The sequence below is a fragment of the Kribbella sp. NPDC051770 genome, assembly GCF_040681455.1.
Classification (GTDB): domain Bacteria; phylum Actinomycetota; class Actinomycetes; order Propionibacteriales; family Kribbellaceae; genus Kribbella.
The window spans coordinates 698704-725553 of sequence record NZ_JBFAYT010000001.1; the positions used below are offsets into that span (position 1 = coordinate 698704).

Here is a 26850-nt window from a genome sequence, read left to right on the forward strand (position 1 = left end):
GATTCGCGGGGCGACGCGCGGTTCCCCGGAAGGCGCTCTTCCCGGCGGAAGGCGCGGCTCCCGGGGAAAGGTGCGCTTCCCCGGCGAGGCCCGGGTCAGTCGAGGATGACCGAGCGGCTCAGGCTGCGCGGCTGGTCCGGGTTCAGCCCCAGCGCCAGCGACTTGGCGACCGCCACCCTCTGAGCGACGACGAGCGACGCCATCGGATCGAGGTCGGCGTGGTGGACGATCGTGGCGCCGGTCGCCGCGATGTCGTCCAGCAACCCCTCCGGCGCCTCGCCGAACAGCCAGACGCCACGCCCCGGCTGGGCGATCGCGATCGGGCCGTGCCGGTAGTCCATCGCGGGGTACGCCTCGGTCCACGCCGACGCGGCCTCGCGCTGCTTCAGGCCGGCCTCGTGGGCCAGCCCGATTGTCCAGCGCGTGCCGAGGTAGCTGACCTGCTCCAGCTTGGCCAGCTCATCGACGTCGATCGTCAGCGCGGTCTCCGCGTCGGCCGCGGCCTGGGTCAGGTCCTGCCCGAGCGACGCCCGCAGCAGCGCCAGCGTCGTGGTCGCGAAGCGGGTCTGGACGACGGACTGCTCGTCGGCGAAGTCGAGCATGATCGTGTGGTCGGCCAGCTCGACGATCGGCGAACCGGGCGTCGCGGTGATCGCGATCGTCGGGACCGACGTACGGCGGATCAGGTCGAGCACCTCGGTCGTCGTACCGGACCGGCTGATCACCACGATCGCGTCGTACGCGCGGTCGAAGGCGAACTCGGAGCCCGCGAACGCGTCGGTCTCGCCCTGGCCGAGGTCCTCGCGCAGCGCGGCGTACGCCATCGCCATGAACCAGGACGTGCCGCAGCCCACCGCGGCGACCCGTTGACCGGGCTGCGGGAGTGCGCCACCGTACTGCGCGAAACCGGCCGCGACCTGTCGCCACAGGGCCGGCTGGGTGGCGATCTCGGTGCTCACGAACGGGGTGTCGGTCATGTCGTCTCCGGAGATGTAATGGTCGAAACTGCTCGAACGTGATCGAATGGTGCCAACCGGCAGCCACCCGGCTGACCGATTGTGTGAAGGAGGAGCCCCGGGTGAAGCGTTATGAACGGCTGAACACGTTGCTCGAATCGCTGGCCGAAAAGGGCGCGATCGACGTCGACGAGCTCGCCGACCAGCTGCACGTGTCCGCCGCGACCATTCGCCGCGACCTGGACCACTTGGGCAAGCAGCAGCTCCTCACCCGGACCCGCGGCGGCGCGGTGGCCAACGCGGTCTCCTACGACCTGCCGCTGCGCTACAAAACTGCGCGTTTCGCGTCGGAGAAGCAGCGGATCGCGCAGGCCGCGGCCACCCTGGTCCGCCGCGGCATGGTGATTGGCATGAACGGCGGCACCACGATCTCGGAGGTGGCGCGCACGCTGGCGACCCGGCCGGAGCTGTCGGCCGAGCACGGCGAGCCGGCTTTCACCCTCGTCACCAACGCGCTGAACATCGCCAACGAGCTGATCGTCCGGCCGCACGTGAAGATGGTGCTCACCGGCGGTGTGGCGCGGCCGCAGTCGTACGAGATGATCGGGCCGCTGTCGCACCGGATCCTGGCCGACCTGTCGCTGGACATCGCCTTCATCGGCGTCGACGGCATCGACGAGACCGGCGCCACCGCCCACCACGAGGGCGAGGCGAACATCAACCAGCTGATCGTCAGCCGGGCCGCCAAGGTGGTCGTGGTGGCCGACTCCAGCAAGCTCGGGCAGCGCGCCTTCGCGCGGATCTGCGAGCTGAGCGAGATCGACACCCTCGTCACCGACGCCCAGGCCGACGAGTCGCAGCTGGCGGTCTTCAAGGAGGCCGGCATCGACGTGATCCGGTCCTGACCGGCCGATCGTCCGCACGTGCCACCTCCCAGGGGTGATCTCTGACTCGTCAGCACGATCATATCTGATTGCCGTCGCCGTGTAATGAGCAAGACTGCGCAGTCCCAGCGCGGGAGACACGGAACCAGGACCCCAGGGCGCTAGGCTTTCGACGGATGAGGACTGCAGCGGCGAGACATTGGGAGGGCATCATCGCCACCGGCATCGACCCCGCGTCCTGGGCGTACGCCGAGGACTACACCGGTGAGACCGACACGGTCGCCGGTGCCCGGGCGAGCGCCGCCGACAGCGGGGTGTCCGCGATCGGCCCCGGTGCCGCCTCCGCGCTGAGCGTCCTGGCCGCCGCCGTCGGCGCCAAGTCGGTGGTCGAGATCGGCACCGGCACGGGCGTCTCCGGCCTCGCGCTGCTGCGCGGGATGCGCCCCGACGGCACCCTGACCACGGTCGACATCGACGCCGAGAACCAGCGCCTGGCCCGCAAGACCTTCCTGGACGCCGGCGTCCCCGCGAACCGCTTCCGCCTGATCGCCGGCTCCGCCTTGGACGTCGTCACCCGCCTCACCGACGGCCACTACGACCTGGTCTTCTGCGACGCCGACAAGCGCGAGTACACGGCGTACCTGCACGAGGCCCTGCGCCTGCTCCGCCCCGGCGGCGTCGTCGCCTTCGACAACGCCCTGCACGGCGGCCGCGTCGCCGACCCGTCCCACCGCGACCCCGACACCACCGCCGTCCGCGACCTGATCCGAGCCATCCGCGACGACGACGACCTGGTCTCCGCCCTCCTCCCCTGCGGCGACGGCCTGCTGACCGCGGTCAAGCGCGCGGAGTAAGCACTCAGGTGCTGGAGGCGCGGGAAAGTACCCAAGAAACCGACAAACCTACTAAGCCTGGCATCAATTAGTACGTTTGTTGGATCTTTGGGGGGGGCTGGTCGGAGACCGAGTACGGCGGCGGCAGCGAGCCGGGCGACATCATCCCGTGCTGCTGGTCGGTCTGGCGGTCCTGGATCTGCTGGTCATCCATCCCTTCGCCGACGGCAACGGCCGAGTCGCTCGGGCGCTGACGAACGCGCTGCTGATCGACGCCGGCTACGAGGTCTGCCGCTGGGTCTCGCTCGAACAGCTCATCGCCGAGTCCGCGGACGGCTACTACGACGCCCTGCTGGCCTCCACGAACGACTGGCACGAGAACAGTGCAGATCCCTGGCCGTGGTTGAAGTACTTCGTGACCGTTCTGTCCTCGGCGTACGAGACGTTCGCCCAGCGGGCCGCGTCCGACCAGTCCGGCGGCACCAAGCAGGAGCGGGTCCGGAAGTACGTTCTCGAGCACGCTGCGCCGGTGTTCCGGCTGGCCGACGTACGAACTGCCCTACCGGGGATCAGTGACCAAACCATCCGGCTGGTGCTCGACCAGCTCAAGGGAGAGCACGAGGTCACCCCGGACGGCGCAGGTCGCGGGGCCGTGTGGCGGCGGTCGCCTCGCCCGGACCAGCGGTCCTGAGCGGATTCACTGCGGCTGCGCGGGTGGCTCAGCGTGCCCGGTGAAGCGGGTGATCTCGTTGGTCACCGTGTGCCAGGCGTCGGACAGCGGGTCGATCAGCTCGTAGTGGCCGACGCCCTCGAGGCGGTCGAGGCGGGCGGTGGGGTGGGCGGTGAAGTAGGACTCCGAGATCGACAGCGGGACGCGTTTGTCGGTGGTGCCGTGGATGAGGGCTACCGGGGCGATCGGGGCCGGGAGGTGGGTCGGGTCCAGGTCGTTGCGGACTCCGGTGCTGATGAAGGCCTGGACGGCGCCGTCGTCGAGCCAGAGCTGGTCGGCGAGGAGGAGGTCGGCGACGGGGGCCAGGGCGACGACGCCGCGGAGCTGGACCGGGTTGAGGGTCGCGGCGGCCCACAGGGCCAGGTGGCCGCCGGCGGAGTGGCCGACGAGGACGTAGCCGGCGTGCAGGTCCATCAGGCGCGGGAGGCGGTCCAGGGCCTCGCGGATGTCGTTCGTGGTGAGGTCGGGGTGCCCGGGGACGCGGCGGTACTCGATCGACGCGACCGGCCAGCCCTCGGCGGCCAGAGCCTCGCCGAGCGGGCGGGCGTGCACCCGGTCGTACTCCGGACGCCAGAAGCCGCCGTGCACGAAGACGACCGCCGGGCGGTACTCCTTGGCGTGCCAGACGTCGACGACGTGGTCGGCGTCCTCGCCGTACCGCAGCTGCTCGTCGGGCTCCCGGCTCTCGCGGGACAGCACCGAGCGGTCCTCGGTCATCCGGGCCTCCCCAGGTAACGCGTCGCGTTCGTGGTCAGCAGCTTGTGCCGCTGCTCCTCGGACAGGAAACCGGCCTTGCGCACCACCTCCCCGGCCGGGCGCTCACCCAACGGGTAGGGGTAGTCGCTGCCGACCAGCACCCGGTCCTCACCCAGCGTGTCGACCAGCAGTCGCAGCGGGGCCTCGTCGAACACCACGGTATCGACAAAGAAGCGGTCCAGATAGTGGCTCGGGGCATGCATCGACGCGCCACGGACGATCTCGCCGCGCCGGTGCCAGGCGTTGTCCAGGCGGCCGACCCAGAACGGGAAGCTGCCGCCGCCGTGCGCGAAACAGATCCGCAGCTCCGAAGGCAGCCGGTCGAAGGCACCGCCGAGGATCATCGCGAGCACCGAAAGATGCGTCTCCGCGGGCATCCCGGTCAGCCAGCGCGCCATCCAGCGGTCCAGCCGCGGACCGCCCGGCATGTCCCACGGGTGCACCAGCACCGGTGCCCCGACCTCGGCACAATGGGTGAGGAAGGCAACGATCCCGGCGTCGTCGAGGTCCTGGTCGCCGACGTGGTTGCCGATCTCTACGCCGGCGTGACCGGCGTCCAGGCAGCGGTCGAGTTCAGCGCAGGCCGCGTCCGGGTCCTGCAACGGGACCTGGCAGAACGGCACGAACCGCTCGTCGCCGTCGAGGGTCTCCAGCATCCGGTCGTTGAAGATCCTGGCCAGCTTGACCGCCTGGTCGGCGGGCCGGTCGTAGCCGAAGAACACCGGCGTCGGCGATACCACCTGGAGATCGATGCCGTCGGCATCCATGTCGGTACGCCGTACGCCGGTGTCCCAGGCCTGCGGCCCGACCGGCCGGAACTCGGTCTCGCCGACCATGATCATCGCGGCCCGCTCGGAGTCGACCCGCAACCAGGGCCACCCGGTTCCCCCGCAGGCTGTCGCCAGGTCGGGCCAGCCTTTGGGGACCAGGTGGGTGTGGACGTCGACCGCCATCAGGCCTTGCCCGGGTGCAGCGTGCCGCACGCGGGGCAGGTGCGGGCGTCCTCGCTGTCGTAGAAGGCTTTGAAGACCGGTGGGAGGTCCTCCACGATGTCGGTGACCTGGAGCTCGACCTCGTGGACGACGGCGTTGCAGTTGCCGCAGTACCAGCGGAACTTCTCCAGGACGCCGGGTTCGCGGACGCGTTCGATGACCAGGCCGATCGACTCCGGGCCGCGCTGCGGGGAGTGCGGCAGGTTGCGCGGCAGCACCCACATCTCGCCGGCGTTCACCTCGACCGTCGCCGGGCCGTCCTCGGTCATCACGTTGACCCGGAGCTGCCCGGAGATCTGGTAGAAGAACTCCTCGTACGGGTCGACGTGGAAGTCGGTGCGCTGGTTCGGCCCGCCGACCACCATCGTGATGAAGTCGTCGCCGGTCGGGAACATCTGCTTGTTGCCGACCGGCGGCTTGAGCAGGTGCTTGTTCTCCTCGACCCACTCGGGAAAGTTCGTCGACTCCAGATTGACCATCGTCAGCTCCTCTGCGGGATCGCCGCTGTAGCGGATATCTCGATCAACAGATGTGGATGCGGCAACTGGTGCACAGCCACCGTCGTACGAGCCGGCCCGGTCTCGTCGAAGAACTCGCCGTACACCTCGTTGTACCCGCCGAAGTCGTTCATCGACACCAGGTACGCCGTGACGCTGACCAGGTCCTCCAGCCCGGCGCCGACCGACTCCAGGATGTCGCGGATGTTCTCCAGCACCGCGCGCGTCTGCACCCGGATGTCCAGCGCCGTCGTCCCCAACGAATCCACCGACGCGCCCGCGATCGTGTTGTCCGGCAACCGGCTCGACGTCCCGGAGACGAAGGCGAAGCCACCGGAGACCTTCACGTGCGGGAACCGCCCCCGCGGAACGGCCTTACCAGGTACGACGGTCATGACAACTCCACGCAGACGTTGGTGAGCTCGGAGTAGAAGTCCACCGAGTGGGTCCCGCCTTCACGGCCGAGACCGGACAACTTGAGACCGCCGAACGGCGTCCGCAGGTCGCGCAGGAACCACGTGTTCACCCAGACCAGCCCGACGTCCAGCGCCGCACCGGCGCGATGAGCCCGCCCGACGTCCCGCGTCCAGACCGTTGCCGCCAGCCCGTACTTGCTGTTGTTGGCCAGGGCGAACGCTTCGTCGTCGGTGTCGAACGGCGCGATGTGGCAGATCGGCCCGAACACCTCCTCGGTGTTCGTCCGCGCCTCCGGGGGCAGTCCGGTGACGACCGTCGGTTGCACGTAGCAACCGTTGTCGCGGCTGTCGCCGAACGCCGGTACGCCGCCGCCGGCCAGCACCGTCGCGCCCTCGGCGCGGGCCAGGTCGTAGTACGAGAGCACCTTCGTGCGGTGGTCGTGCGAGATCAGCGGCATGTTCACGGTCGCCTCGTCGGACGGCCAGCCGAAGGTCAGCGCGTCGGCGCGGGCGGCCAGGCGTTCGCAGAACTCGTCGTAGACCGGGCGTTCGACGTACAGGCGTTCGGTGCACAGGCAGACCTGGCCGCCGTTGGTGAAGACCGAGCGGACCGAGCCGTCGATCGCCGCGTCCAGGTCGGCGTCGGCGAAGACCAGCCCGGCGTTCTTGCCGCCGAGCTCGAAGGAGACCGCTTTGACTCCGTCGGCCGCTGCCTTGGCGATCGCGGAACCGGTCGCGGACTCACCGGTGAACGTGATCGCGTCGACGCCGGGGTGCGTGGTGAGGAACTCCCCGGCGCTGGAAGGCCCGAAGCCGTGCACGAGGTTGAACACCCCCTCCGGTACGCCGGCCGCCGCCATCACCTCGGCGAGCACGGTCGCCGACGCGGGCGTCTCCTCGGACGGCTTCACCACCACGGTGTTGCCGCAGGCAAGCGCCGGGGCGACCTTCCAGGTGAGCAGCAGCAGCGGCAGGTTCCAGGGGACGATGATCGCGACGACGCCGGCAGGCTTGCGGACGGCGTAGTTCAGCGCGCGCCGGCCGTCGGGCAGCGTGGTCGTGTAGGACTCGGTCGGCGTCGTCGTCGCGAAGTCCGCGAAGGCCCGGAAGTTCGCCGCGCCGCGCGGGATGTCGAGTGTCCGGGCCTGGCTGATCGACTTGCCGGTGTCGCCGACCTCGGCCGCGACCAGATCGTCGAAGCGCCGCTCCAGCTCGTCGGCGACCCGGCGCAGTACGACGGCCCGTTCCTGCTCGCTCATCCGGCCCCACGGGCCCTTCAGCGCGGCGGAAGCAGCCCCGACGGCCGCGTCCACGGTCGCGGCGTCGGCCTCGCACACGTCGAAGATGTGCGCGCCCGTCACCGGGCTGCGCTTCGCGAACGTCGACGTACTCTCGACGAACTCACCGTTCACGAAGTTGCGCAGCAGCCCGGGCTCGCTGACGACCCCGGTCAGCAGCTCGGAGCGCCACAAGGTCGTCATCGCGACCGCCGCAGACTCCGAGCCAGCACGACAAGAGCACCAAGCCCGACAACCACCGAAGCCCCCAGCGCCTGATGCTGCCGCCGCACGCGTTGCCGCACCTCGGCGTACGGCGTCGTCGTGAAGCTCACCAACTCGTAGCGGGACACGTACCGCCCCGGCAGCAACCGCTCGACAGCGTGCTCGAGGCGCTTTCCCAGCCGGAAGACCGGTGACGACACCTTGTCCCGCATCTCCACGAAGTTCGCCAGCGCCATCTCCGCGATCGCCTCGGTGTTGTCCCGTCGCCGCGCCTCGAACAACGGCAGCGCCCGCGCCCACGACCCATCGGTCTCGTCCAGGCAGCGGTCCAGCGCGACCACGTCCTCGAACGCGCAGTTCGCGCCCTGCCCGTAGAACGGCACGATCGCGTGCGCGGCGTCGCCGATCAGCGCGGTCCGGCCGTGCGCCTGCCAGGGGTGCGTGTGCACGGTCCCGAGCACGCCGACCGGGTTGTGCAGGTAGTCGTCCACCAAGGAAGGGGCCAACGGCAACAGATCCGGGTAGTGCTCACCGAAGTACCCGATGATCAGCGCCGGTGTGGTCAGCGCGTCGAACGATCCCGCGGGCCAGAACAGCGTGCAGGTGAACGACTTGTCCGGGTTCGGCAGCGCGATCATCATCGACGTCCCGCGCGGCCAGATGTGCAGCGCGCCCGGGTCGAGCGCGAACTCACCGTCCACCGCGGGGATCGACAGCTCCTTGTACCCGTAGTCCAGGAAGTCGACGTCGTCGACGATCGACCCGTCCCCGACGAGCTGCCCGCGTACGGCGGAGCCGGCGCCATCAGCCCCCAGTACGACGTCCGCCACCACCTGCACCACACCGGACGGCGTCTCGAAGCCCATCACCCCGCCCTGCGAGTCGAGCGACACCAGCCGGTGCTCGAACACCACCGACACCCCCGGCGCCTTCTCGGCGGCGTCGAGCAGCGCGTTGTTCAGCGCGCCCCGGCTGATCGAGTTGATCGCGCGGTCCTGCGCGGCGCTGTAGGCCTGGAAGTCCAGCGGTCCATCGACCGGGTGGATCATCCGGCCCTTCATCGGCAGCGCGTCGGCCATCACCTCGTCGTCCAGACCGATCCGGCGCAGCGCGTCCAGGCCGCGCTCGGAGATCGCCAGGTTGATCGACCGCCCGCGCTCGGCGCCACCGGTCCGGGGATCGGCGCGCCGCTCGTACAGGGTCACGGACAGCCCGCGCCGGGCCAGGAAGCAGGCGAGCAGACTGCCCGTCAGCCCGGCACCAACGATCGCGACAGTCATCTGGCCTCCGTCAGGCAGTCTCGGGTACGGCGGCCGCCAGGGCCTCCGCGGCACGCCAGCAGTCGTGGTAGAGCGAGTACAACGGCACTGGCGCCAGCCGTACGACGTCTGGCTCGCGCGCGTCGGCGATCACGCCGTACTCGAAGCGGAGCGTCTTGCACAGCTCCCCCGCGCGCAGCCCGCCGCCGACCCGGATCGACAGCTGCGCCCCGCGCCGCGAGGGATCGCGCGGCGTGATGACCTCCAGCGGCCGCCCCGGAGTCACCTCGTCGAGCAGCCGTTCCAGGTACGCCGTCAGCCGCAGACTGCGCTCACGCAGGACGTCGAGACCGACCTTGTCGAACAGCTCGTACGACGTCCGCACCGGGCTCATCGCGAAGATCGGCGGGTTCGACACCTGCCAGGCGTCGGCCGAGCGCGGTGGCCGCGACTCCGGCGACATCTCGAACCGGGTGGCCGGCTCGGTGCTCCACCAGCCCTCGAACCGCGGCCGGTCGCCGCCGTGGTGCCGCTCGTGCACGTAGGCACCGGCCAGCGCGCCCGGCCCGGAGTTCAGGTACTTGTACGAGCACCACGCGGCGAAGTCCACGTCCCAGTCGTGCAGCCGCAGCGGAACGTTGCCCGCGGCATGCGCCAGGTCCCAGCCGACGACCGCACCGGCCGCGTGGCCGGCGGCGGTGATCGCGGGGATGTCCATCAGCTCGCCGGTCAGGTAGTTCACGCCGCCGAGCAGCACCAGCGCGGTATCCGGACCGAACGCCGCCTCCACATCCTCGGTCCGCAACGTGTCCTCACCGTCGCGAGGCTTCAACCGCACGATCGCGTCGTCCGGGTCGAGCCCGTGGAAACGCGCCTGCGACCGGACGGCGTAACTGTCGGACGGGAAGGCCGAGTCCTCGATGACGATCCGGAAGCGCTCGGCGGTCGGGCGGTAGAAGGAGACCATCAGCAGGTGCAGGTTGACGGTCAGCGAGTTCATCACCACGGTCTCGCTCGGCAGCGCGCCGACCAGCCGAGCGGCTGGGCCGGTCAGCAGCTCGTGGTACGGCAGCCAAGGGCGCTCGGCGTCCAGGTGTCCCTCGACTCCGAGAGCGGCCCAGGAGTCGAGGTCGGCGAGCAGTTCGACGCGCGTCGCCTTCGGCCTGAGACCGAGCGAGTTGCCGGCGAAGTACGCGACGTCCGGATAGGGCCCACCGTCCACCGGTGGTACGTCGAACAGCTCACGGTGACCGGGGTCCGCCGCGTCCAGCTCGAGTGCCTCGGCCTCCGCGCTCACGCCTCGGCGGCCTCGTCCGCGGGCTCGGCGGCCGCGGCCGGCGGGTCCACCACCTGGCCCTTGCCGAGCACGGTGACCCCGCCCTTGGACACGGTGAACCCCCGCGCCCGGTCGTGATCGGGATCGACCCCGATCTCCACCCCCGGCGGGACCTCGACGTTCTTGTCCAGGATCACGTTCTTCAGCACCGCACCGGCACCGATCTTGCAGTTGTCCATGATCACCGCCCGCTCGACGTGCGCGCCGGACCCGACGATCACGTTCGACCCGAGCACCGAGTGGTCGACCACCGCACCGGTCACGATCGAGCCCTGGCAGACGATCGACTCGCTGACCGTCGCGTGGTCGGTGAACTTCGCGCCCGGCAGCTGCGGGTGCGAGGTGAAGATCGGCCAGTCGGAGTTGTACAGGTTGAAGACCGGCTGGATCGAGACCAGGTCCATGTGCGCCTCGTGGTACGAGTCCAGCGAACCGACGTCGCGCCAGTACGAGCGGTCCCGGTCGAGCGCACCCGGTACGTCGTTGTCCTTGAAGTCGTAGACCCCGGCCTTGCCCTCGGCAACCAGCATCGGGACGATGTCGCCGCCCATGTCGTGCCTGCTGGCGGGGTTGGCCGCGTCCTTGCGCAGCGCCTCGACCAGGACGTCGGCGGAGAAGACGTAGTTGCCCATCGAGGCGAAGGTCTCGTCCGGGGAGTCCGGCAGGCCCGGCGGGTCGGCCGGCTTCTCCAGGAACTCCGCGATCGTGTGCCCGTCGTCGGCGGTCTTGATCACCCCGAACTCGCTCGCCTCGGCGCGCGGCACCCGGATGCCGGCGACCGTGACGCCGTTGCCGCGGGCGATGTGGTCGGCGACCATCTGCGAGGCGTCCATCCGGTACACGTGGTCGGCGCCGAAGACGACGATGATGTCCGGCTTGGCGTCGTTGATCAGGTTCATCGACTGGTAGATCGCGTCCGCGCTGCCCTGGTACCACTGCGGGCCGAGCCGCTGCTGGGCCGGGACGCAGGTCACGTAGTTGCCGAGGAACGTCGACATCCGCCAGGTCAGCGTGACGTGCCGGTCCAGCGAGTGCGACTTGTACTGGGTCAGCACGCACAGGCTGCGGATGCCCGCGTTGACCAGGTTGGACAGCACGAAGTCGATCAGGCGATAACTCCCGCCGAACGGCACGGCCGGTTTGGCCCGGTCCGCCGTCAGCGGCATCAGCCGCTTCCCCTCGCCACCGGCCAGCACGATTCCGAGAATTCTGGGTGCCTTCGCCATGTCCGCACCTTAGCCGTGGATCCCCGGTCGCATAAGACGCTTGCGAGTGTCGCCACACTGAGTACATGCCAACCCTCGTCGAACCCACCACTGCCGTTCACCAGTCGTTCCTCAGCGCGTGGGACGAGATCGAGGACGAACGGTGGATGGGCGCGGAGGCCGTCGACGAGACCTGGAGCCGTGCGCAGGCCGAGGACCCGGCGGAGTTCGCCCGGCTGGTCGCGGCGATCAAGACCGAGGCCGACGAGACCACCGAGCTCCCGTCCGGCCTGGTCCACCAGACCGTGCTCTGGTACGTCGAGGGCGACGAGTGGCTCGGCCGCCTCTCGGTCCGGCACGAGCTGACCCCGCCGCTGCTCGAGCTCGGCGGCCACATCGGGTACGTCGTCCGCCCGTCGGCCCGGCGGCAGGGTCACGCCACCCGGATGCTCGCCGAGTCCCTCCCGGTCGCCGCCGGCCTCGGCATCGACCCGGCGCTGCTCACCTGCGACACCGGCCACGACGCGTCCCGCCGGGTGATCGAGGCGGCCGGCGGCGAGCTCGAGGACGAGCGCCACGGCAAGCTGCGTTTCTGGGTGCCCACCCGCGTTTCCTGATCTATGGTCGGGTCCATGAAGGTCGGCATCCTGACGCGTGAGTACCCTCCGGACGTGTACGGCGGGGCCGGTGTGCACGTGGACTTCCTGGTCCGCGAGCTGCGCCGCCTGGTCGACGTCGACGTGCACTGCATGGGCGAGCCCCGGGCCGGCGCGACCGCGCACTCCGAGGACGATGCCCGGATCGCCGGCGCGAACTCCGCGCTCCGGGTGCTGTCCACCGACCTGACGATGACCGCCGGGGTCGGCAGCACCGACCTGGTGCACTCCCACACCTGGTACGCGAACATGGCCGGCCACTGGGCCAAGCTGCTGTACGGCGTACCGCACGTGGTGACCGCGCACTCGCTGGAGCCGCGGCGGCCGTGGAAGGCCGAGCAGCTCGGCGGCGGCTACCGGCTGTCGAGCTGGGCCGAGCGGACGGCGTACGAGGCCGCGGACGCCGTCGTGGCGGTCAGCCGGGGCATGCGCGACGACGTGCTCGAGTGCTACCCGACGATCGACCCGGCGAAGGTCCACGTGATCTCCAACGGGATCGACGCGGACTTCTACCACCCGGACCCGGCCACGCACGTGCTCGACCGGCTCGGCGTCGACCGCAGCCGGCCGTACGTCACCTTCGTCGGCCGGATCACCCGGCAGAAGGGCGTCCCGCACCTGCTCCGCGCCGGGCTGCAGCTCGACCCGTCGGTGCAGCTCGTGCTGCTCGCCGGAGCCGCTGACACGCCCGAGCTGAAGGCGGAGACCGACGGCCTGATCGACGAGCTGAAGGCCGCCCGCGACGGCGTCTTCGTGGTCTCGGAGATGCTGCCGCGCGAGGACGTCCGCCAGGTGCTCACGCACGCGCTGGCGTTCTGCTGCCCGTCGGTCTACGAACCGCTCGGCATCGTGAACCTGGAGGCGATGGCCTGCGAGACCGCCGTCGTCGCGAGCGCGGTCGGCGGCATCCCGGAGGTCGTCGACGACGGCGTCACCGGCACGCTGGTCCGGTACGACGAGAACGACGTGCTCACCTTCGAGCGGCAGCTCGCCGAGGGGATCAACGAGCTGGTGGCCAACCCGGCCAAGGCCGAGGCGATGGGCAAGGCCGGTCGCGAGCGCGCGGTGTCGGAGTTCGGCTGGGACGCGGTCGCGGACCGGACGGTCGCCTTGTACCGCTCGCTGCTCGGGCAGTAGTAGGGGAAAGCCCACCCCAGGTGTGGGTTCATCCCCATCCTCCGCGCGGCCGCGCGGGGGTTGGCTGGTGACATGAGATCCCGTGCCCGCAAGACCGTCGCCGCCACCCTCGCCACCGCCGCGCTGCTCGCGGCGCCCTTGTCGGCGTACGCCGCCGTCAGTCAGCCCACGCTCTCCCAAGCTGCGGTCAGCAGCGTTCACGTCCAGCGGGGCTCGCTCGTCTCCGCGGTTCCGGTGGCCCGGCTGTCGGCCGCCGACCTCGACCAGGCCGCAGCCGACACCGGCTTCGTCGGCTCACCGAAGTCCCGGTACGACGTCACGGCGTACCGGGTGATCTACCGGACCGTCGACCCCTGGGGCCGCCCGACCATCGCCAGCGGGCTCGTCGTGCTGCCCGACGGGAAGCGCGGCGCGCTGACCGTCGCGGAGTACCTGCACGGCACCAACGGAACCAAGGCGAACGCGGCGACGGTCGACGCCGACTCCACCGACCGCCTGGTCACCGCCCTCTTCGCGGGCACCGGCCTGGCCGCCGTCGCGCCCGACTACCTGGGCCTCGGTCTCGGCCCCGGCAAGCATCCGTACATCGACACCCGCTCGGAGACCAGCGCGTCGGTCGACCTGTTGCTCGCGGCCCGTACTTTCGCCGCGCGGCACGGCGTCGTCCTGAAGCGGGACGTCCTCGTCACCGGCTTCTCCCAGGGCGGCCGCGCGACCCTCGGTGTCGCCCGGGCCCTCACCCGCGGCGAAGCCGGCCCGTTCCGCCTCGGCGCGGCCCATGCCGTCTCCGGCCCGTACGACCTGTCGGACGTCGAGCTCCCCGCGGTCTTCGACGGCCGCGTCGAGCCGCACGTGGCGACCCTCTACCTCGCGTACTTCGTCACCGCCTGGGACCGGACCGTCGGCCTCTACGACCACCCGCGCGACGCGTTCCGGCCGAAGTACGCGCCGATCGTCGAGGACCTGCTCGACGGCACGCACTCCGACGAGGAGATCTTCGCCTCGCTCCCGGACGCGCCCGCCAAGCTCTTCACGCCCACGTTCCTGGCGAAGCTGCAGCACCCGACCGGGCGCTTCCGCCAGGCGCTCCGCGAGGCCGACCAGATCTGCCACGACTGGACCTCACCCGTGCCTGTGCACCTCTACACCGGCACCAAGGACACCGACGTCGTCGCCGCCAACGCGGACTCGTGCGCGACGACGCTCAACGCCCGGGTGCACTCGATGGGCAACGTCGACCACTTCGGCACCGCGATGGCGGCGTACCCGAAGATCGTCCGCACGTTCAGCGGGTGGGCGTCCTAAGACTCCCCAGGCTCCCCAGCAGCTCGGCGCTCCGGCTGCCGGCCTCCGCGTGGAAGACCACCAGGATCAGATCCTCGTCGCCGCTCACCACCAGCTTCGTCGACGTCAGCTCCAGATCCCCGACCACCGGATGCCGCAGCCGGCTGACCCGCCCACGCTTCGGCCGTACGACGTGCTCCGCCCACAACCGCCGGAACAGCTCACTCTTCGCCGACAGCTCATCCACCAGCTCGACCAAGCGCGGATCGTCGACCTCCGCGCCGACATGCGCGCGCAGACTCGCGACGCCTTCCTCGACCGACTCCTCCCAGTCCCGGCGGAGCTCCCGCTCCGCCGGGTCGAGCACCACGGCCCGCAACAGGTTCACCCCGGGCGTGTAGCTGGGCGAGATCGCCGCCATCAACGAGTTCACCGCGAGCACGTCGGTCAGCCGGTTCTGCACGTACGCCGGGTTGGCCGCCCACCCGTCGATCAGCTGCACCATGCTCACCGGCACCTGCTCCCGCCGCGCCGTCCCCTCGCGCCGCGATCGCTCCCGGGTCAGCTCCCGCAGGTAGGCCCGGGCGTCGGCATCCAGCTGCAGTACGTCGGCCAGCGCGTCCAGCACCTGCACCGAAGGATGCCGATCCCGCCCTTGCTCCAGCCGCAGGTAGTAGTCGGAGCTGATCCCGGCGAGCAGGGCGACTTCTTCGCGCCGCAACCCGGGCACCCGCCGCAGTCCCCCGCCACGCAGCCCTACATCCTCCGGCCGAACCAGCTCCCGCCGCGCCCGGAGGAAGGATCCCAGCGGATTACGCTCCATGCCTCCACGGTAGCCGCAGCGATCGCTCAGACGGCGAGGCCTGCACCTCCCGCGACCAGGATCTCCTGCCCGGTCACGTAAGCAGCGCCGTCCGAAGCCAGAAACGCGATCGTCTCGGCAACGTCCTCCGGCGTCCCCAGGCGACCGAACGGCGTGTTGGCAGCCATCCCGGCGAGCATCCCCTCGATCTCCTCCGGCGTCATCCCAGGAGTCGAGCGCAACATCGGGGTGTCGGTGTACCCCGGGCTCACCGCGTTGATCCGGATCCGCCGAGGCGCCAGCTCCAAGGCCAGCGTCGGAATCATCGTCAGCAACGCACCCCGCGAGCCGGCCGTGATGCTGTTGCCGGTGAGCGCCCGGCTGGCCCCGATCCCCGCGGTGACGACGATCGAAGCACCGTCGACCAGCAGCGGCAGCGCCTTCACGAGCGTGAAGTACTGCCCCTTGGTGTTCACGGCGAAGGCGTCGTCGAAGGCCGCCTCGGTCGCGGTCTCCAGCGTCGCCGGCCGGGTGATCCCCGCGTTCAGGCAGAGCGTGGTCAGTGCCCCGAAGCGCTCCCGGACCTCGGCGACCACCCGATCGGTGTCGCTCAGCGACCCCAGATCAGCCGCGAGCACCAGCACCTCGTCAGGAAGCTCCGCCCGCGCCCGGGCCACGCTCTCCGACCGCCCGGTGATCGCGACCCGGTACCCCTGCCGGTGCAGCAGCTCCGCGGTCGCCCTCCCGATCCCGCTCGTCCCGCCGGTGATCAAAGCCGCAGGTGCCACCATCACTTCACTCCAACCCAAAAGAGGACTATTTCGTCCATAAAATACTACACAGTGGTCCTCGCACTCCCAGGAACACCCGGGTACTCCCACCGCGCTCGCGCCCGGCGGACAGTGGACGGTGAAGAACCTCTCCGAAAGGCACCCCGCATGAACAGCACCCTGAAGCTCGCCGACGACCTGACCATCACCCGGATGGGGTACGGCGCGATGCAGCTTGCCGGGCCCGGCGTCTTCGGTCCGCCGAAGGACCACGACCAGGCGATCGCCGTCCTGCGCACCGCCGTCGAGCTCGGGATCACCCACCTCGACACCAGCGACTTCTACGGCCCGTTCGTCACCAACGAACTGATCAGGGAAGCTCTGCACCCCTACCCCGCGGACCTGCGGATCGTCACCAAGGTCGGCGCCCGCCGCGGCGCGGACGGCAGCTGGATCAGGTCCCGCGAGCCGCACGACCTGAAGGCGCAGGTGCACGAGAACCTGGACCACCTCGGCCTGGACGTGCTCGACGTCGTCAACCTGCGCGCGGGCGACAACAACGAGACCGACGACGAGTCGGTCGCCGAGCAGTTCGGCGCGCTGGCCGAGCTGCAGAAGGAGGGCCTGATCCGGCACCTCGGGCTGAGCGGCGTCACCGGCGTACAGCTCGCGGAGGCGCAGGCGATCGCGCCGGTCGTCACGGTCCAGAACCTGTACAACCTGGCGCACCGCCGCGACGACTACCTGGTCGAGATCTGCGCCCGGGAGAACATCGCGTTCGCGTCGTACTTCCCGCTCGGCGGCTTCACGCCGCTGCAGTCCGGAACGCTGACCGCTGTCGCCGAGCGCCTCGACGCGACACCGCAGCAGGTTGCGCTCGCCTGGCTGCTGCAGCGCTCGGCCACCAGCGTCGTCATCCCCGGCACGTCATCGGTCGCGCACCTGCGCGAGAACGTCGCCGCGGCCGACCTGGTCCTGCCCGCCGACGCGGTCGCCGAGCTGGATGCGATCGGCGGGCCGACGCCCACCACCCACTAACCTCCGCCGCGAGCCCCTGAGGGCCCACAGCTGAGCGTGACGAGGGCGAAGGGACCGAGGTTAGTGGGTGGTGGGCGTCCGCCAGACTCAGACGATCCCGGCCAGCGGCTCGTCCGACGTGAGCCAGGTGGTGAGCAGGCGAGCGCCGGCGCCGGTCGAGCCGAGCGAGTACTCGTGCTCGTCGCGCGGCGACTCCGCGATGCTCGACAGGTCGAGGTGCGCCCACGGGACGTCCCCGGCGAAGTTCTTCAGGAACAGCGCGGCGGTGATCGACCCCGGTCCCTTCGAGCTGTTCACCGAGTCGGCGACCGGCGTCGAGATCAGGTCGGCGTACTCGGCGGGCAGCGGCATCCGCCACAGCCGCTCGCCCGACACCTCGCCGGCCGCGGCCAGCTGACCGGCCAGCGCGTCGTCGGTCGCGAACAGGCCGCCGTACAGCATCGAGCCGAGCGAGACCTTGATCGCGCCGGTCAGCGTCGCGATGTCGACGATCGCATCGGGCTGGAGGTCGTTCACGGCGTAGGCGAGGCCGTCGGCGAGCACCAGGCGGCCCTCGGCGTCGGTGTTCTTCACCTCGGTGGTCCGGCCGCCGTAGTGCCGGATCACGTCGTCCGGCCGGTACGCCGTCCCCGACGGCATGTTCTCGGCCGCGCAGACCAGCCCGGTCACCCGGACCCGCGCGCCCAGCTCACGCAGCGCCGACATCGTGGCGATCACCGAGCCGCCGCCGGTCATGTCGCGCTTCATCGACACCATCGACTCGCGCGGCTTCAGCGACAGGCCGCCGGTGTCGTAGGTGATGCCCTTGCCGACCAGCACGACGTACGGCGTGTCCTTCGTCGCGCCGTCCGGCGTGTAGTCGATCCGGATCAGCCGCGGCGGCCGGACCGACCCGGCGCCGACCGCGAGGATCCCGCCGAAGCCGTCGGCGGCCAGCCGCTTCTCGTCCCAGACCGTCACCTCGAGCCCGCCGTGCGCGGCCAGCTCGGTGGCCCGCGCGGCCAGCCAGGCCGGGTCCTTCTCGTTCGACGGCGTGGTCGCGAACTGGCGGGCCAGCCAGCCGGTCCGGCCGACCACCAAGCCGCGCTCGATCGCGGCGGACCGGTCGGCGTCGGTGCCGTCGGTCAGCAGGATCCGGCCGGCCACCGGCAGGCCGGGGTCGACGGTCTTGCGGTGGAACGTGAACGAACCGAGCACGACCCCCTCGGCGAACGCCTGCAGCCCGTCGACATCGATGCCTTCGGCAACCAGTGTGGTGAGCTCGTCCTTGCCGCGGCCGAACCGGGCGAGCGCCGCGCCGGCCTGGCGCAGCTCGGTCGGCGTACCGGCTCCGGCGCCGACCAGCAGCACCTCGGTCACGTTGCCGGACAGCAGCGGGTACGCCGCGGTGGCGCCGGCCGCCGTGCTGAAGCCGGTGTCGCGCTGCACCTCGAGCAGCCGGTCCAGGTCGACCCCGAGCCGCTCGCCGGCCTCCTTCGCGGCGGCCGGCAGACCGGCCTCGCCGACCACGACGACCCAGCTGGGGGCGCCGTGCACAGGGAGCCCGGGCTGCCAGGCGACGGCCGGCAGGGTCGGGAAGACGAACTTGGCGCTACGGCGAGCCACAGGAGACCTCACTGGATTTGATCGAACTACCCGGTTGTTACGTCCGCGACTTTACTTCTGGAGCAGAAGTAACAACCCCGGCGGGTGCCTGGTCCAGGCAGCCACCGGGGTTGTTACCGGTTGAATCAGGGTGCGCGTGGCGTCACCCCGTGAGGATCACATCAGCCGACAACGGCCTTGAGCGCGTTCCCCAGCTCGGTCGCCTCATCGGCGTTCAGCTCCACGACGAGCCGGCCGCCGCCCTCGAGCGGGACCCGCATCACGATGCCCCGGCCCTCCTTGGTGACCTCGAGCGGACCATCGCCCGTCCGCGGCTTCATGGCCGCCATGCGCGCACCTCTTCCCTCATCCGGATGTACCGGGACCCATTATCCCCGATTCCAGGGGCGAAGGCGCGCACCATACGGCAGACTCAGGTCTCGTGCACGCCCGATCTGCCCTCTTCGACCTGTACGGCGACCACCTGCGCGCCCGCGGCGCGCGGGCCCCGGTGGCCGCGCTGGTCCGGCTGCTCGCGCCGCTGGGCGTCCAGCCGCCGGCCGTCCGGACCGCCGTGTCGCGGATGGTCCGGCAGGGCTGGCTGGAGCCGGTCCGGGCCGACGGCCAGCCCGGCTACGCGCTCACCTCCCGGGCGCGTCGCCGCCTCGACGACGCCGCCGTCCGGATCTACCGGACCGGCCCCGACGACGAGTTCGCCGACGGGCCGGACGCCGTACCGGCGGCCACCGGACGGTGGGACCGGCACTGGCACCTGTGCATCCTGCGTGAGGTCCCGAACGCGCGCCGTCGCGAGCAGCTGGTGAGCCAACTTTCCTTCCTGGGTTGGGCTCCGCTGTCCGACGGCGCCTGGGTCGGGCTGCGCCACGACACCGAGGTCGACCAGATCCTGGCCGCCGATGGGATCGCCGCCGACCGGTTCCGGGCGCCGGTCGACAACGACGCCGTCGAGTTCGCCCGGCGGGTCTGGAAGCTGGACGACCTGGGCGCCGCGTACAACGCCTGGCTGGTCGACGCGAAGGCGCTGCTGGCCCGCGCCGAGGGCGAGGTGAGCGACGAGCAGGCGTTCGCCGTACGGTCTGAGCTGGTGCACGAGTGGCGCAAGTTCCTGTTCGTCGACCCGGGCCTGCCGGCCGAGCTGCTGCCGGCCGGCTGGGCCGGTGCGCGGGCCGCCGAGTTCTTCGATTTTCACGCGGCCCGGCTGGGCCACGCGGCCGGGCGTTTCGTGGACAACTGCCTGACCGTTCATTGATCTTTCTCACCGAGTGTTGGGAGCCCGCGACGATGAGTGACTCTGTGGTGTACGACGTGACCGACGGGATCGGCACCATCCGGCTGAACCGGCCGGACGCGATGAACTCGCTGGACACCGCCACCAAGGTCGCGCTCCGCGACACTGTCCGGGCCGCGGCCGAGGACGACGCCGTCCGGTGCGTCGTGCTGACCGGGACCGGGCGGGCGTTCTGCGTCGGGCAGGACCTGAAGGAACACATCGGGCTGCTCGAGGCCAACGACATGGAGGCGCTCTGGTCGACGGTCCCCGACCACTACGCGCCGATCGCGCTGGCCCTCGCCGAGATGCCGAAGCCGGTGATCGCCTCCCTGAACGGCATCGCCGCCGGCGCGGGCGCGTCGATGGCGTTCGCCTGCGACTTCCGGATCGTCGCGGACACCGCGGGCTTCAACTTCGCGTTCACCGGCATCGCGCTGTCCTGCGACACCGGGATCTCGTGGACGCTCCCGCGGCTGATCGGCCAGGCGAAAGCGACCGAGCTGCTCTATTTCCCGCGGACGATTCCCGCCGCCGAGGCGCTCACCCTCGGTCTCGCCACCTCGGTGGTCCCGGCCGCCGACCTCGACGCCGCCACCGCCGATCTCGCGACCAAGCTCGCGGCGGGCCCCACCCAGGCGTACGCGGGTGTCCGTCAGTCCCTCGCGTACGGCGCCTCGCACTCGCTCGCGGAGACGCTCGCCTTCGAGGCCGGCAAGATGCAGTCCACCGGCAGCACCGCCGACCACCGCAACGCCGTCGCGTCCTTCGTCGCCAAGCAGAAGCCGACCTTCGAGGGCCGGTAGCCGCGTCCACGACGTTCGAGGGCCGGTGGCCGCGTTCACCTGCTGTTCAGGGTCGGCTGCGTACGATCACGCGTTTCTGTCGCAGCTGACCCGAGGAGCCCGCGGATGACCGAGCACCCGCACCACCTGCACCTGCCGCACCCGCACCTGCCGCACCGGACGCCGGCGGCACCTTCGGACGGCGACGCGGCTGACGGGCGCTCGGCGGCTGCTTCGGACGGCAGGACGGCTGACGGTCGCTCGGTGGCCGACGATCGTTCGGCGGCCGACGACGTGGCCGACGCCGAGGAGTCGGCGGCGTTCGACCTGGACACCGACCTCGGCCAGCCGCACACCCGCCCCGACGTACCAGCCTTCGACGCCGCGCGGGACGTCGCGTTCGGGACCGACGTCGAGGAGTGACTCAGCGCGCGATGCAGTCGACGAGGTGATCGTTGACGATCCCGGTCGCCTGCATCAACGCGTAACTCGTGGTGGGACCGACGAAGACGAACCCCTTCTTCTTCAGCCCCTTGGCCATCGCCACAGACTCCGGGGTGGTCGCCGGCACGTCCCCGATCATCTTGGGCACCGGCTGCTGCGCAGGCCGGAACGACCACAAGAAGTCGGTCAGCTCCCCCTCGTTCAACTCCAGCAACGCCCGCGCATTGGTGATCGCCGCATTCACCTTCAACCGATTCCTGACGATCCCGGCGTCACTCATCAGTCGCACCCGGTCGTCTTCCCCGAACGCCGCGACCCGCACCGGGTCGAACCCGGCGAACGCCTTCCGGAAATTCTCCCGCTTCCGCAGAATCGTGATCCACGACAACCCCGACTGAAACCCCTCGAGCGTCATCCGCTCGAACAGCCCCCGGTCATCCCGGATCTCCTTCCCCCACTCGTCGTCGTGATAGGCGACGTACTCCGGCGCCGAAACCGCCCAGTCACACCGAGCCCGCCCGTCCGCCCCGAGAACACTCACCGGTTGGAACGCCCGACCACACCGGGGCCGGCGCTGTGCCGTCCGCGGGGAGCTTCGGTCGCCGCCGAGTCCTCGGCCGCAGCCGGAGGCTCAGCATCAGTTGCACTCGCCTCATCGGCCCGGTCAGCGAGTTCCTGGTCGCTGGTTGTCGCCTCGGTGGTAGCGGGTGACGCGGCAGGCACATCCTCAGCGGGTGCGTCCTCCGAGGAGGTCGTGTCGTCCGTCGTACCGGTGGTCGGGCGCCAGGTGCCCTCCTCCAGCGGCAGCTCATCCGGCTGCGGCGGCGCGGGCGGCGGTACGTGTTGGAACCACGGCTCGGGCTCCGCCTGCGGCGCCTGCTCGGCGGTGGGCTCCTGGGCGCCCAGCTGGTCCAGAGTCGGTGAGTACTCGTCCACCTGTCGCGTCTGGTAGTCGTACGGGCTGGCCTGCGTCGCAGGCGGCAGCGCGGGGTCCGGCGGGAGGACTGGCTCTTCCTCAGGCTCCGGCGGAAGCACCGGGTCCGGCGGGAGCACGGGCTTGGGCGGCGCGAGCGGGTCGTCCTGCGGCGCCTCGCCTCCGAGCGACCCAGCAGCCTGTACGTCGGCAGCAGCCTCCGGCGCGGGCGCGTGCTGCCGCGCCTCACCTGCATTCTGCGGGTCCGCGAGCGCGTCGCGCGACTGGGCCAGCTCGGCGGCAACCGTGTCCGAGTGGATGCCGCCGTCGGCCGGCGTCCGGGGCTCGGCGCCGGCGTGCTGCCGCCCCTCGCGGGCGGCGTACTGCGCCGCCTCGCGCGACTCCTGCGGGTCGGCGGTCGTCTGCTCCGGCTCGGGTACGGCGTACTGCTGCTGCGCGTCGAGGGCAACGTCCTGCTGCGCCTCGGGGGCGGAGTACTGCGCGTCACTGGCGGCCTGCGGGGCCGCGGCGGTCTGCGGCTGCACCTCGGCAGCGGCCTGCGGCTGCGCCTCGGCTGCGGCGTGCTCGTGGGCGTCACCGTCCTGCGGCTCGGCGGCGTACGGATGCGCCTCAGCGGCGGTCTGCGGGGCGGCGTACGGGTGCGCCTCAGCGGCCGTCTGCCGGGCGGTGAGGGGCTCGGCGGCGGCCTGCGGCTGGCTGGCGGAGACCTGCTGTGCCTCCGTCGGCGCCGGCTGTGCCTCCGTCGGCGCCGGCTGGGGCTCCGTGGGCGGCGGCGGGTCGATGTGCTGGTGGATCTCCGTTGCCGGGAAGTCCCCTCCGACGAGGATCGGCTTCTGGTAGCCCGTGTCGTCGAAGTCCGTCGGGTCGTAGTCGGCTCGTGAGGCGAAGCCTGCGCCCTCGGGGCCGTGGAGGATCGGGGTGACGGCGCGTTCGAGGTCGGCGATGCGGCGGTCGCGTTCGGCGACCTCGCGGCCCAGGCGCTCGAGGAGGCCGTCGACCTCGTCCATCCGGTAGCCGCGGACGGTGACCGCGAACCGGGTGGTGGCGATGTCGTCGGACGACAGCGCCTGGCGGGCGGGGACGGAGACGTCCGGCCGGTCGTCGTAGGCAGGGCTCATCGCGCCCCAGCGCCCGGAGGCGACGACGGCGACGGCACCGATCAGGACGACGACAACGAGCCCGAAGAACCACATCACGGGACCGATCGTGCCACGCCGGGGTGCACCGGCGCACAATCCCCGCGGGTTTGCGCCGCCGAGACCCCGGTCACCCCGAGCGTCGTCTCGCCACCCACCACTGATCAACGGGCGGTCCGGTCGTTGTCCCCCGCCTGAACGCACCGGCGGACAACGCCTTCCGGCCCGTTGATCAGTGCTGCACGTCGGTCCAGCTCGATCAGTGGTGCAGGTCGGTCAACTTGATCAGTGGGATCAGCTTCCGTCGGAGCCGAGCCGGTGCTGCGCCCGGCGCTCCCGCGCCTCGGGGTTGTCGGCCACATCAGCAGCCGCGGCCGCGGCCGCTTCCTCCGCCGCCGCATCAGCCATCTCGCCCGCCTTGACGATGTAGCTGATCGCCTCGTCGACGTCGTCGGTGATGGTGAACATGTCCAGGTCCGCCCCGGAGATCTTGCCGTCGGCAAGCATGGTGTCGCGCAGCCAGTCCGCCAGCCCGCCCCAGTACGACGTACCGAACAGCACCACCGGGAACGACGTCACCTTGCGTGTCTGGGCCAGCGTCAGCGCCTCGAACAGTTCGTCCAAGGTCCCGAACCCACCGGGCATCACCACGAAACCCTGCGCGTACTTGACGAACATCGTCTTGCGGGTGAAGAAGTACCGGAAGTTCATCCCGATGTCGACCCACTCGTTGAGCCCGTTCTCGAACGGCAGCTCGATGCCCAGCCCGACCGACACCCCGCCGGCCTCCGAGGCACCCTTGTTGGCGGCCTCCATCACGCCCGGCCCGCCGCCGGTGATCACCGCGTAGCCGGCGCCGACCAGCTTGCGCCCGAACGACTCGGCGGCCGCGTACATCGGGTCGTCCGGCTTGGTGCGCGCCGAGCCGAAGACGCTGATCGCGGAGCCGAGCTCGGCGAGCATGCCGAAGCCCTCGATGAACTCGGACTGGATCCGCAGCACCCGCCACGGGTCGGTGTGCACCCAGTCCGACGGGCCGCGGCTGTCCAGCAGCCGCTGCTCGGAGGTCGACTGCTGCACCTGGTTGCGGCGCATGACCACCGGCCCCCGCTGCTGCGACTGGGGGCGGTCAGGGTGAATCGATTCCGTCATGCCACCCAGGTTAGTGCGGGCCGCGAGCACACGGCGCCGCCACGGCGCGATCGCCTCAGGCTGTCAACCAGCTCCTCAGCCGCTGTTCACACTGCTCGATCTCCGCCTCCGGCACGTACTCCTCCTGCTTGTGCGCGAGCAGCGGGTCACCGGGCCCGTAGTTCACCGCCGGTACGCCGAGCAGCGTGAACCGGGCCACGTCGGTCCACCCGAACTTCGGTTGCGGCTCGCCCCCGACGACCTCGAGGAACGCGGCCGCGGCCGGCCGCTGCAGCCCGGGCAGCCCGCCGGGCGCGGTGTCGGTGACGACCACGTCGTACCCGGCGAACACCTCGCGCAGGTGCGCCTCGGCCTCGGCCTCGGTCCGGTTCGGGGCGAACCGGTAGTTGACGGTCACCGTGCACAGGTCCGGTACGACGTTGCCCGCGACGCCGCCGCTGATCCCGACCGCGTTCAGCCCTTCGCGGTACTCCAGCCCGTCGATCGGCACCCGCCGCGGCTCGTACGCCGCCAGCCGCGCCAGCACCTCGCCGGCGGCGTGGATCGCGTTCGACCCCATCCAGGAGCGCGCCGAGTGGGCGCGTTCGCCGCGGGTGGTGATCTCGATCCGCATCGTGCCCTGGCAACCGGCCTCGACGACCGCGTTCGACGGCTCCATCACCACCGCGAACACACCGTCGAGCAGCTCCGGGTTGGACTGGGACAGCTTGAACAGCCCGTTCCGCTCGGACTCGACCTCTTCGCAGTCGTAGAACACGTAGGTGACGTCGCGGTTCGGCTCGGCCAGCGTCGCGGCCAGCCGGAGCCCGACGGCGACGCCGCCCTTCATGTCGCAGGCGCCGAGCCCGTGGATCAGCCCGTCGGCGCGCCGCGCCGGCAGGTTGTCGTTCAGCGGGACGGTGTCCAGGTGCCCGGCGATCACGATCCGCTCGGCGCGCCCGAGGTCGGTCCGGGCGACGACGGTGTTGCCGTGCCGGAACACCTTCAAGTGCCCGTACGCCGACAGCGCGGCCTCGACCGCGTCCGCGATCGGCTCCTCGGTCCCGCTCACCGACGAGATGTCGACCAGCGCGGCGGTGAGGTCGGGTCCGGATTGGGTCAGGTCCAGCAAGTCGCTCAGTCCTTCGGGGTCGGCAGGAAGACGCAGAACTCGTTGCCTTCGGGGTCGGCGCAGATGTTCCACTGGATGTCACTGTCCTGGGGCCGCAGCAGTGTCGCACCCGCGGCCAGCAGCGGTTCGAGGGCGTCGGCGTCGACGTCCCAGTGCACGCGGTTCTTCACCGTCTTCGGCTCCGGGACCGAGATGAACACGAAGTAGTCGAACGGCAGCCCCGGCACGTTCTCCAGCCAGCTGTACGGCTTGCCCTCGCCGAGCTGCAGGTCACCGCCGAGCACCTGATGCCACCAGCGCGCCTGGCGCTCGGGGTCGGCAGAGTCGACCACCACCTCCATCAACCGGTACGCCGGGACGCTGTCGCGCGGGAACCCGCAGAACTCGCCGCCCTCCGGATCCTCCATCACCGCCCAGCTCTGCTCGTGGTCGATCGGCGACTGCACGGTCGCGCCGAGCTTCTCCAGGCCGGCGATCCCCGAGGCGTGCACGTCGAGGTGCACCCGCTGCTTCACCGACCGCGGCTCCGGGACCTTGTTGATCCAGACCGTCTGCGCCGGCTGGTCGCCACGCAGCGGGACCGGCCCGTCGGCCGCAGCATCGGCCGGGGCTGTCAGGCCGAGAACGGTCCCCCAGAAGTCGACCATCGGGCCGACCTCGGTGACGTCGACGCAGAGATCCTTGAAGCGGGCAAGACTCATTCCGCCAGGCTAGAGGGGTCCACCGACTGTTTGCGGTAGTGACGGCTGACGCGCTCGCGATTGCCGCAGGAGGGCGAGCACCAGGTCTGGCGCGGGTCGGTCTGGAGGAAGTAGCGAACGCAGCGCGCGGCCGGGCAGGCGCGGAGGCGGGCGACGTCCGGGCTGGTGAGGAAGTCGATCGTCGAGCGGGCGATGGCGCCGCTCAGCAGGCGCAGCGGGTCGGTGCTGCGAGCTGCCCAGGTGATCGTCGGCAGGTCGCCGTCGTCTTCCCAGGTCAGGCGAGGAGTGCCGAGGTACTCGGCGGCGCGGTTCAGGCGGCGGAGGGCCACGGAGGGTTCGAGGGGTACGGCGAGCTCGACCCGGGTGGGAGACGCCGGGCGGACGGCGCGGGCGAAGAGGTTCCGTACGACGACGCGCAGGTCGGTCAGAGCAGGCCCGGCGACAGCAGGCGCCAAGGCGGGACCCGCGGGGGGAGAAACCTGGGCCAACGGGGTGCCGAGGAGTTCGGTGACCAGGGGCTCGGTGCGCACCAACCACTCCTCGACGCCCTCCGGCGTACCGAGGAGATCCAGCAGGCCGCCGTGGCCGTCGTGGCGGATGGTGGTGGCCAGTTCCAGTGCGAGCACCTGAGGAGTCTAATGGGATCTCCGATTGCTGGCGTA

Annotated in this window: 29 protein-coding genes; 10 read left to right on the forward strand and 19 right to left on the reverse strand. The window is 70.8% G+C overall.

Annotation, left to right across the window (positions count from 1 at the left end; all coding sequences use genetic code 11):
* Nucleotides 1–95: 95 nt before the first annotated feature.
* Nucleotides 96–977, reverse strand: coding sequence for an SIS domain-containing protein (locus AB0M01_RS03250; protein ID WP_363665224.1), 882 nt, complete (start codon nucleotides 975–977; stop codon nucleotides 96–98).
* A gap of 101 nt (nucleotides 978–1078) precedes the next feature.
* Here AB0M01_RS03250 and AB0M01_RS03255 point away from each other — a divergent pair, with 101 nt between their 5' ends.
* The 3 genes from AB0M01_RS03255 (at nucleotide 1079) to AB0M01_RS03265 (ending at nucleotide 3364) form a co-directional block, all read left to right on the forward strand.
* Entirely contained in the window at nucleotides 1079–1861 is a 783-nt protein-coding gene (locus AB0M01_RS03255; protein WP_363665225.1) for a DeoR/GlpR family DNA-binding transcription regulator, read from the forward strand.
* Nucleotides 1862–2016: 155 nt separating this feature from the next.
* Complete coding sequence (locus tag AB0M01_RS03260; protein WP_363665226.1) at nucleotides 2017–2694, forward strand: O-methyltransferase; 678 nt, start codon at nucleotides 2017–2019, stop codon at nucleotides 2692–2694.
* 79 nt (nucleotides 2695–2773) lie between these two features.
* Nucleotides 2774–3364, forward strand: coding sequence for a Fic family protein (locus tag AB0M01_RS03265; RefSeq protein ID WP_363665227.1), 591 nt, complete (start codon nucleotides 2774–2776; stop codon nucleotides 3362–3364).
* A gap of 6 nt (nucleotides 3365–3370) precedes the next feature.
* Here the strand turns inward: AB0M01_RS03265 and AB0M01_RS03270 are convergent, their stop codons facing one another.
* From AB0M01_RS03270 to glgC, 8 genes are read right to left on the reverse strand one after another with little or no spacing between them, the layout of a single operon-like run.
* Nucleotides 3371–4120: an alpha/beta hydrolase gene (locus tag AB0M01_RS03270; RefSeq protein ID WP_363665228.1), complete on the reverse strand. Its 750-nt coding sequence runs from the start codon at nucleotides 4118–4120 to the stop codon at nucleotides 3371–3373.
* Nucleotides 4117–5112 (reverse strand): amidohydrolase family protein, encoded by a 996-nt coding sequence (locus AB0M01_RS03275; protein WP_363665229.1) that lies wholly within the window; start codon nucleotides 5110–5112, stop codon nucleotides 4117–4119. The genes AB0M01_RS03270 and AB0M01_RS03275 overlap by 4 nt, the downstream gene beginning before the upstream one ends.
* The gene (locus tag AB0M01_RS03280) at nucleotides 5112–5630 is read right to left on the reverse strand and encodes a 3-hydroxyanthranilate 3,4-dioxygenase (RefSeq protein WP_363665230.1); all 519 of its coding nucleotides are present in this window, start codon (nucleotides 5628–5630) and stop codon (nucleotides 5112–5114) included. Before AB0M01_RS03280 ends, AB0M01_RS03275 begins: the two co-directional genes overlap by 1 nt.
* 2 nt (nucleotides 5631–5632) lie before the next feature.
* The gene (locus AB0M01_RS03285) at nucleotides 5633–6043 is read right to left on the reverse strand and encodes a RidA family protein (RefSeq protein WP_363665231.1); all 411 of its coding nucleotides are present in this window, start codon (nucleotides 6041–6043) and stop codon (nucleotides 5633–5635) included.
* Nucleotides 6040–7545 carry a 2-hydroxymuconic semialdehyde dehydrogenase gene (locus AB0M01_RS03290; protein WP_363665232.1) on the reverse strand — a complete coding sequence of 502 codons (1506 nt, stop codon included), beginning with the start codon at nucleotides 7543–7545 and terminating at the stop codon, nucleotides 6040–6042. The genes AB0M01_RS03285 and AB0M01_RS03290 overlap by 4 nt, the downstream gene beginning before the upstream one ends.
* Nucleotides 7542–8846, reverse strand: coding sequence for an NAD(P)/FAD-dependent oxidoreductase (locus AB0M01_RS03295; RefSeq protein ID WP_363665233.1), 1305 nt, complete (start codon nucleotides 8844–8846; stop codon nucleotides 7542–7544). The genes AB0M01_RS03290 and AB0M01_RS03295 overlap by 4 nt, the downstream gene beginning before the upstream one ends.
* Before the next feature lie 10 nt (nucleotides 8847–8856).
* Nucleotides 8857–10122 (reverse strand): kynureninase, encoded by a 1266-nt coding sequence (gene kynU, locus AB0M01_RS03300; protein WP_363665234.1) that lies wholly within the window; start codon nucleotides 10120–10122, stop codon nucleotides 8857–8859.
* Nucleotides 10119–11387 (reverse strand): glucose-1-phosphate adenylyltransferase, encoded by a 1269-nt coding sequence (glgC, locus tag AB0M01_RS03305; RefSeq protein ID WP_363665235.1) that lies wholly within the window; start codon nucleotides 11385–11387, stop codon nucleotides 10119–10121. The genes kynU and glgC overlap by 4 nt, the downstream gene beginning before the upstream one ends.
* Nucleotides 11388–11452: 65 nt before the next feature.
* Between glgC and AB0M01_RS03310 the strand changes: the two genes are divergently transcribed.
* The 3 genes from AB0M01_RS03310 to AB0M01_RS03320 all read left to right on the forward strand — a co-directional run bounded on the left by AB0M01_RS03310 (nucleotide 11453) and on the right by AB0M01_RS03320 (nucleotide 14464).
* A complete protein-coding gene (locus AB0M01_RS03310) occupies nucleotides 11453–11983 on the forward strand; it encodes a GNAT family N-acetyltransferase (RefSeq protein WP_363665236.1) in 531 nt (176 codons plus the stop codon).
* Nucleotides 11984–11998: 15 nt separating this feature from the next.
* Nucleotides 11999–13159 carry a glycogen synthase gene (gene glgA, locus AB0M01_RS03315; RefSeq protein WP_363665237.1) on the forward strand — a complete coding sequence of 387 codons (1161 nt, stop codon included), beginning with the start codon at nucleotides 11999–12001 and terminating at the stop codon, nucleotides 13157–13159.
* Nucleotides 13160–13231: 72 nt separating this feature from the next.
* A complete protein-coding gene (locus AB0M01_RS03320; protein ID WP_363665238.1) occupies nucleotides 13232–14464 on the forward strand; it encodes a hypothetical protein in 1233 nt (410 codons plus the stop codon).
* Here the strand turns inward: AB0M01_RS03320 and AB0M01_RS03325 are convergent.
* Together AB0M01_RS03325 and AB0M01_RS03330 are read right to left on the reverse strand one after the other, a co-directional pair.
* Nucleotides 14445–15266 (reverse strand): helix-turn-helix transcriptional regulator, encoded by an 822-nt coding sequence (locus AB0M01_RS03325; protein ID WP_363665239.1) that lies wholly within the window; start codon nucleotides 15264–15266, stop codon nucleotides 14445–14447. The two genes, AB0M01_RS03320 and AB0M01_RS03325, sit on opposite strands and share 20 nt — an antisense overlap.
* Before the next feature lie 26 nt (nucleotides 15267–15292).
* A complete protein-coding gene (locus AB0M01_RS03330; protein ID WP_363665240.1) occupies nucleotides 15293–16036 on the reverse strand; it encodes an SDR family oxidoreductase in 744 nt (247 codons plus the stop codon).
* Nucleotides 16037–16183: 147 nt separating this feature from the next.
* Here AB0M01_RS03330 and AB0M01_RS03335 point away from each other — a divergent pair, with 147 nt between their 5' ends.
* On the forward strand, nucleotides 16184–17053 hold the full coding sequence (locus AB0M01_RS03335) for an oxidoreductase (RefSeq protein WP_363665241.1): 870 nt from the start codon (nucleotides 16184–16186) through the stop codon (nucleotides 17051–17053).
* Nucleotides 17054–17140: 87 nt separating this feature from the next.
* Here the strand turns inward: AB0M01_RS03335 and AB0M01_RS03340 are convergent, their stop codons facing one another.
* Nucleotides 17141–18658 carry a leucyl aminopeptidase family protein gene (locus AB0M01_RS03340; RefSeq protein WP_363665242.1) on the reverse strand — a complete coding sequence of 506 codons (1518 nt, stop codon included), beginning with the start codon at nucleotides 18656–18658 and terminating at the stop codon, nucleotides 17141–17143.
* Nucleotides 18659–18819: 161 nt separating this feature from the next.
* Nucleotides 18820–18987 (reverse strand): DUF3117 domain-containing protein, encoded by a 168-nt coding sequence (locus tag AB0M01_RS03345; RefSeq protein WP_012923066.1) that lies wholly within the window; start codon nucleotides 18985–18987, stop codon nucleotides 18820–18822.
* A gap of 92 nt (nucleotides 18988–19079) precedes the next feature.
* Between AB0M01_RS03345 and AB0M01_RS03350 the strand changes: the two genes are divergently transcribed.
* The 3 genes from AB0M01_RS03350 (at nucleotide 19080) to AB0M01_RS03360 (ending at nucleotide 21133) form a co-directional block, all read left to right on the forward strand.
* A complete protein-coding gene (locus tag AB0M01_RS03350; protein WP_363665243.1) occupies nucleotides 19080–19907 on the forward strand; it encodes a PaaX family transcriptional regulator C-terminal domain-containing protein in 828 nt (275 codons plus the stop codon).
* A 32-nt stretch (nucleotides 19908–19939) separates the two neighbouring features.
* The gene (locus AB0M01_RS03355) at nucleotides 19940–20731 is read left to right on the forward strand and encodes an enoyl-CoA hydratase-related protein (protein ID WP_363665244.1); all 792 of its coding nucleotides are present in this window, start codon (nucleotides 19940–19942) and stop codon (nucleotides 20729–20731) included.
* 105 nt (nucleotides 20732–20836) lie between these two features.
* Nucleotides 20837–21133 (forward strand): hypothetical protein, encoded by a 297-nt coding sequence (locus AB0M01_RS03360; RefSeq protein WP_363665245.1) that lies wholly within the window; start codon nucleotides 20837–20839, stop codon nucleotides 21131–21133.
* 1 nt (nucleotide 21134) lies between these two features.
* Here the strand turns inward: AB0M01_RS03360 and AB0M01_RS03365 are convergent, their stop codons facing one another.
* The 6 genes from AB0M01_RS03365 to AB0M01_RS03390 form a co-directional block, all read right to left on the reverse strand.
* Entirely contained in the window at nucleotides 21135–21695 is a 561-nt protein-coding gene (locus tag AB0M01_RS03365; RefSeq protein WP_363665246.1) for a DNA-3-methyladenine glycosylase I, read from the reverse strand.
* The gene (locus tag AB0M01_RS03370) at nucleotides 21692–23281 is read right to left on the reverse strand and encodes a DivIVA domain-containing protein (protein ID WP_363666192.1); all 1590 of its coding nucleotides are present in this window, start codon (nucleotides 23279–23281) and stop codon (nucleotides 21692–21694) included. Before AB0M01_RS03370 ends, AB0M01_RS03365 begins: the two co-directional genes overlap by 4 nt.
* A 237-nt stretch (nucleotides 23282–23518) precedes the next feature.
* Entirely contained in the window at nucleotides 23519–24376 is an 858-nt protein-coding gene (locus AB0M01_RS03375) for a TIGR00730 family Rossman fold protein (RefSeq protein ID WP_363665247.1), read from the reverse strand.
* 55 nt (nucleotides 24377–24431) lie between these two features.
* Entirely contained in the window at nucleotides 24432–25487 is a 1056-nt protein-coding gene (gene dapE / locus AB0M01_RS03380) for a succinyl-diaminopimelate desuccinylase (RefSeq protein ID WP_363665248.1), read from the reverse strand.
* Nucleotides 25488–25492: 5 nt separating this feature from the next.
* Complete coding sequence (locus tag AB0M01_RS03385; RefSeq protein ID WP_363665249.1) at nucleotides 25493–26188, reverse strand: VOC family protein; 696 nt, start codon at nucleotides 26186–26188, stop codon at nucleotides 25493–25495.
* The gene (locus AB0M01_RS03390; RefSeq protein ID WP_363665250.1) at nucleotides 26185–26814 is read right to left on the reverse strand and encodes a CGNR zinc finger domain-containing protein; all 630 of its coding nucleotides are present in this window, start codon (nucleotides 26812–26814) and stop codon (nucleotides 26185–26187) included. The genes AB0M01_RS03385 and AB0M01_RS03390 overlap by 4 nt, the downstream gene beginning before the upstream one ends.
* Between the last annotated feature and the right edge of the window lie 36 nt (nucleotides 26815–26850).

Bases quoted from the DNA above. Each gene is read 5' to 3' on its own strand.
- AB0M01_RS03250 (WP_363665224.1), bottom strand. From the start codon at position 977: ATGACCGACACCCCGTTCGTGAGCACCGAGATCGCCACCCAGCCGGCC.
- AB0M01_RS03260 (WP_363665226.1), top strand. From the start codon at position 2,017: ATGAGGACTGCAGCGGCGAGACATTGGGAGGGCATCATCGCCACCGGC.
- AB0M01_RS03270 (WP_363665228.1), bottom strand. From the start codon at position 4,120: ATGACCGAGGACCGCTCGGTGCTGTCCCGCGAGAGCCGGGAGCCCGAC.
- AB0M01_RS03275 (WP_363665229.1), bottom strand. From the start codon at position 5,112: ATGGCGGTCGACGTCCACACCCACCTGGTCCCCAAAGGCTGGCCCGAC.
- AB0M01_RS03280 (WP_363665230.1), bottom strand. From the start codon at position 5,630: ATGGTCAATCTGGAGTCGACGAACTTTCCCGAGTGGGTCGAGGAGAAC.
- AB0M01_RS03285 (WP_363665231.1), bottom strand. From the start codon at position 6,043: ATGACCGTCGTACCTGGTAAGGCCGTTCCGCGGGGGCGGTTCCCGCAC.
- AB0M01_RS03290 (WP_363665232.1), bottom strand. From the start codon at position 7,545: ATGACGACCTTGTGGCGCTCCGAGCTGCTGACCGGGGTCGTCAGCGAG.
- AB0M01_RS03295 (WP_363665233.1), bottom strand. From the start codon at position 8,846: ATGACTGTCGCGATCGTTGGTGCCGGGCTGACGGGCAGTCTGCTCGCC.
- glgC (WP_363665235.1), bottom strand. From the start codon at position 11,387: ATGGCGAAGGCACCCAGAATTCTCGGAATCGTGCTGGCCGGTGGCGAG.
- AB0M01_RS03310 (WP_363665236.1), top strand. From the start codon at position 11,453: ATGCCAACCCTCGTCGAACCCACCACTGCCGTTCACCAGTCGTTCCTC.
- glgA (WP_363665237.1), top strand. From the start codon at position 11,999: ATGAAGGTCGGCATCCTGACGCGTGAGTACCCTCCGGACGTGTACGGC.
- AB0M01_RS03320 (WP_363665238.1), top strand. From the start codon at position 13,232: ATGAGATCCCGTGCCCGCAAGACCGTCGCCGCCACCCTCGCCACCGCC.
- AB0M01_RS03325 (WP_363665239.1), bottom strand. From the start codon at position 15,266: ATGGAGCGTAATCCGCTGGGATCCTTCCTCCGGGCGCGGCGGGAGCTG.
- AB0M01_RS03330 (WP_363665240.1), bottom strand. From the start codon at position 16,036: ATGGTGGCACCTGCGGCTTTGATCACCGGCGGGACGAGCGGGATCGGG.
- AB0M01_RS03335 (WP_363665241.1), top strand. From the start codon at position 16,184: ATGAACAGCACCCTGAAGCTCGCCGACGACCTGACCATCACCCGGATG.
- AB0M01_RS03345 (WP_012923066.1), bottom strand. From the start codon at position 18,987: ATGGCGGCCATGAAGCCGCGGACGGGCGATGGTCCGCTCGAGGTCACC.
- AB0M01_RS03355 (WP_363665244.1), top strand. From the start codon at position 19,940: ATGAGTGACTCTGTGGTGTACGACGTGACCGACGGGATCGGCACCATC.
- AB0M01_RS03360 (WP_363665245.1), top strand. From the start codon at position 20,837: ATGACCGAGCACCCGCACCACCTGCACCTGCCGCACCCGCACCTGCCG.
- AB0M01_RS03370 (WP_363666192.1), bottom strand. From the start codon at position 23,281: ATGTGGTTCTTCGGGCTCGTTGTCGTCGTCCTGATCGGTGCCGTCGCC.
- AB0M01_RS03375 (WP_363665247.1), bottom strand. From the start codon at position 24,376: ATGACGGAATCGATTCACCCTGACCGCCCCCAGTCGCAGCAGCGGGGG.
- AB0M01_RS03385 (WP_363665249.1), bottom strand. From the start codon at position 26,188: ATGAGTCTTGCCCGCTTCAAGGATCTCTGCGTCGACGTCACCGAGGTC.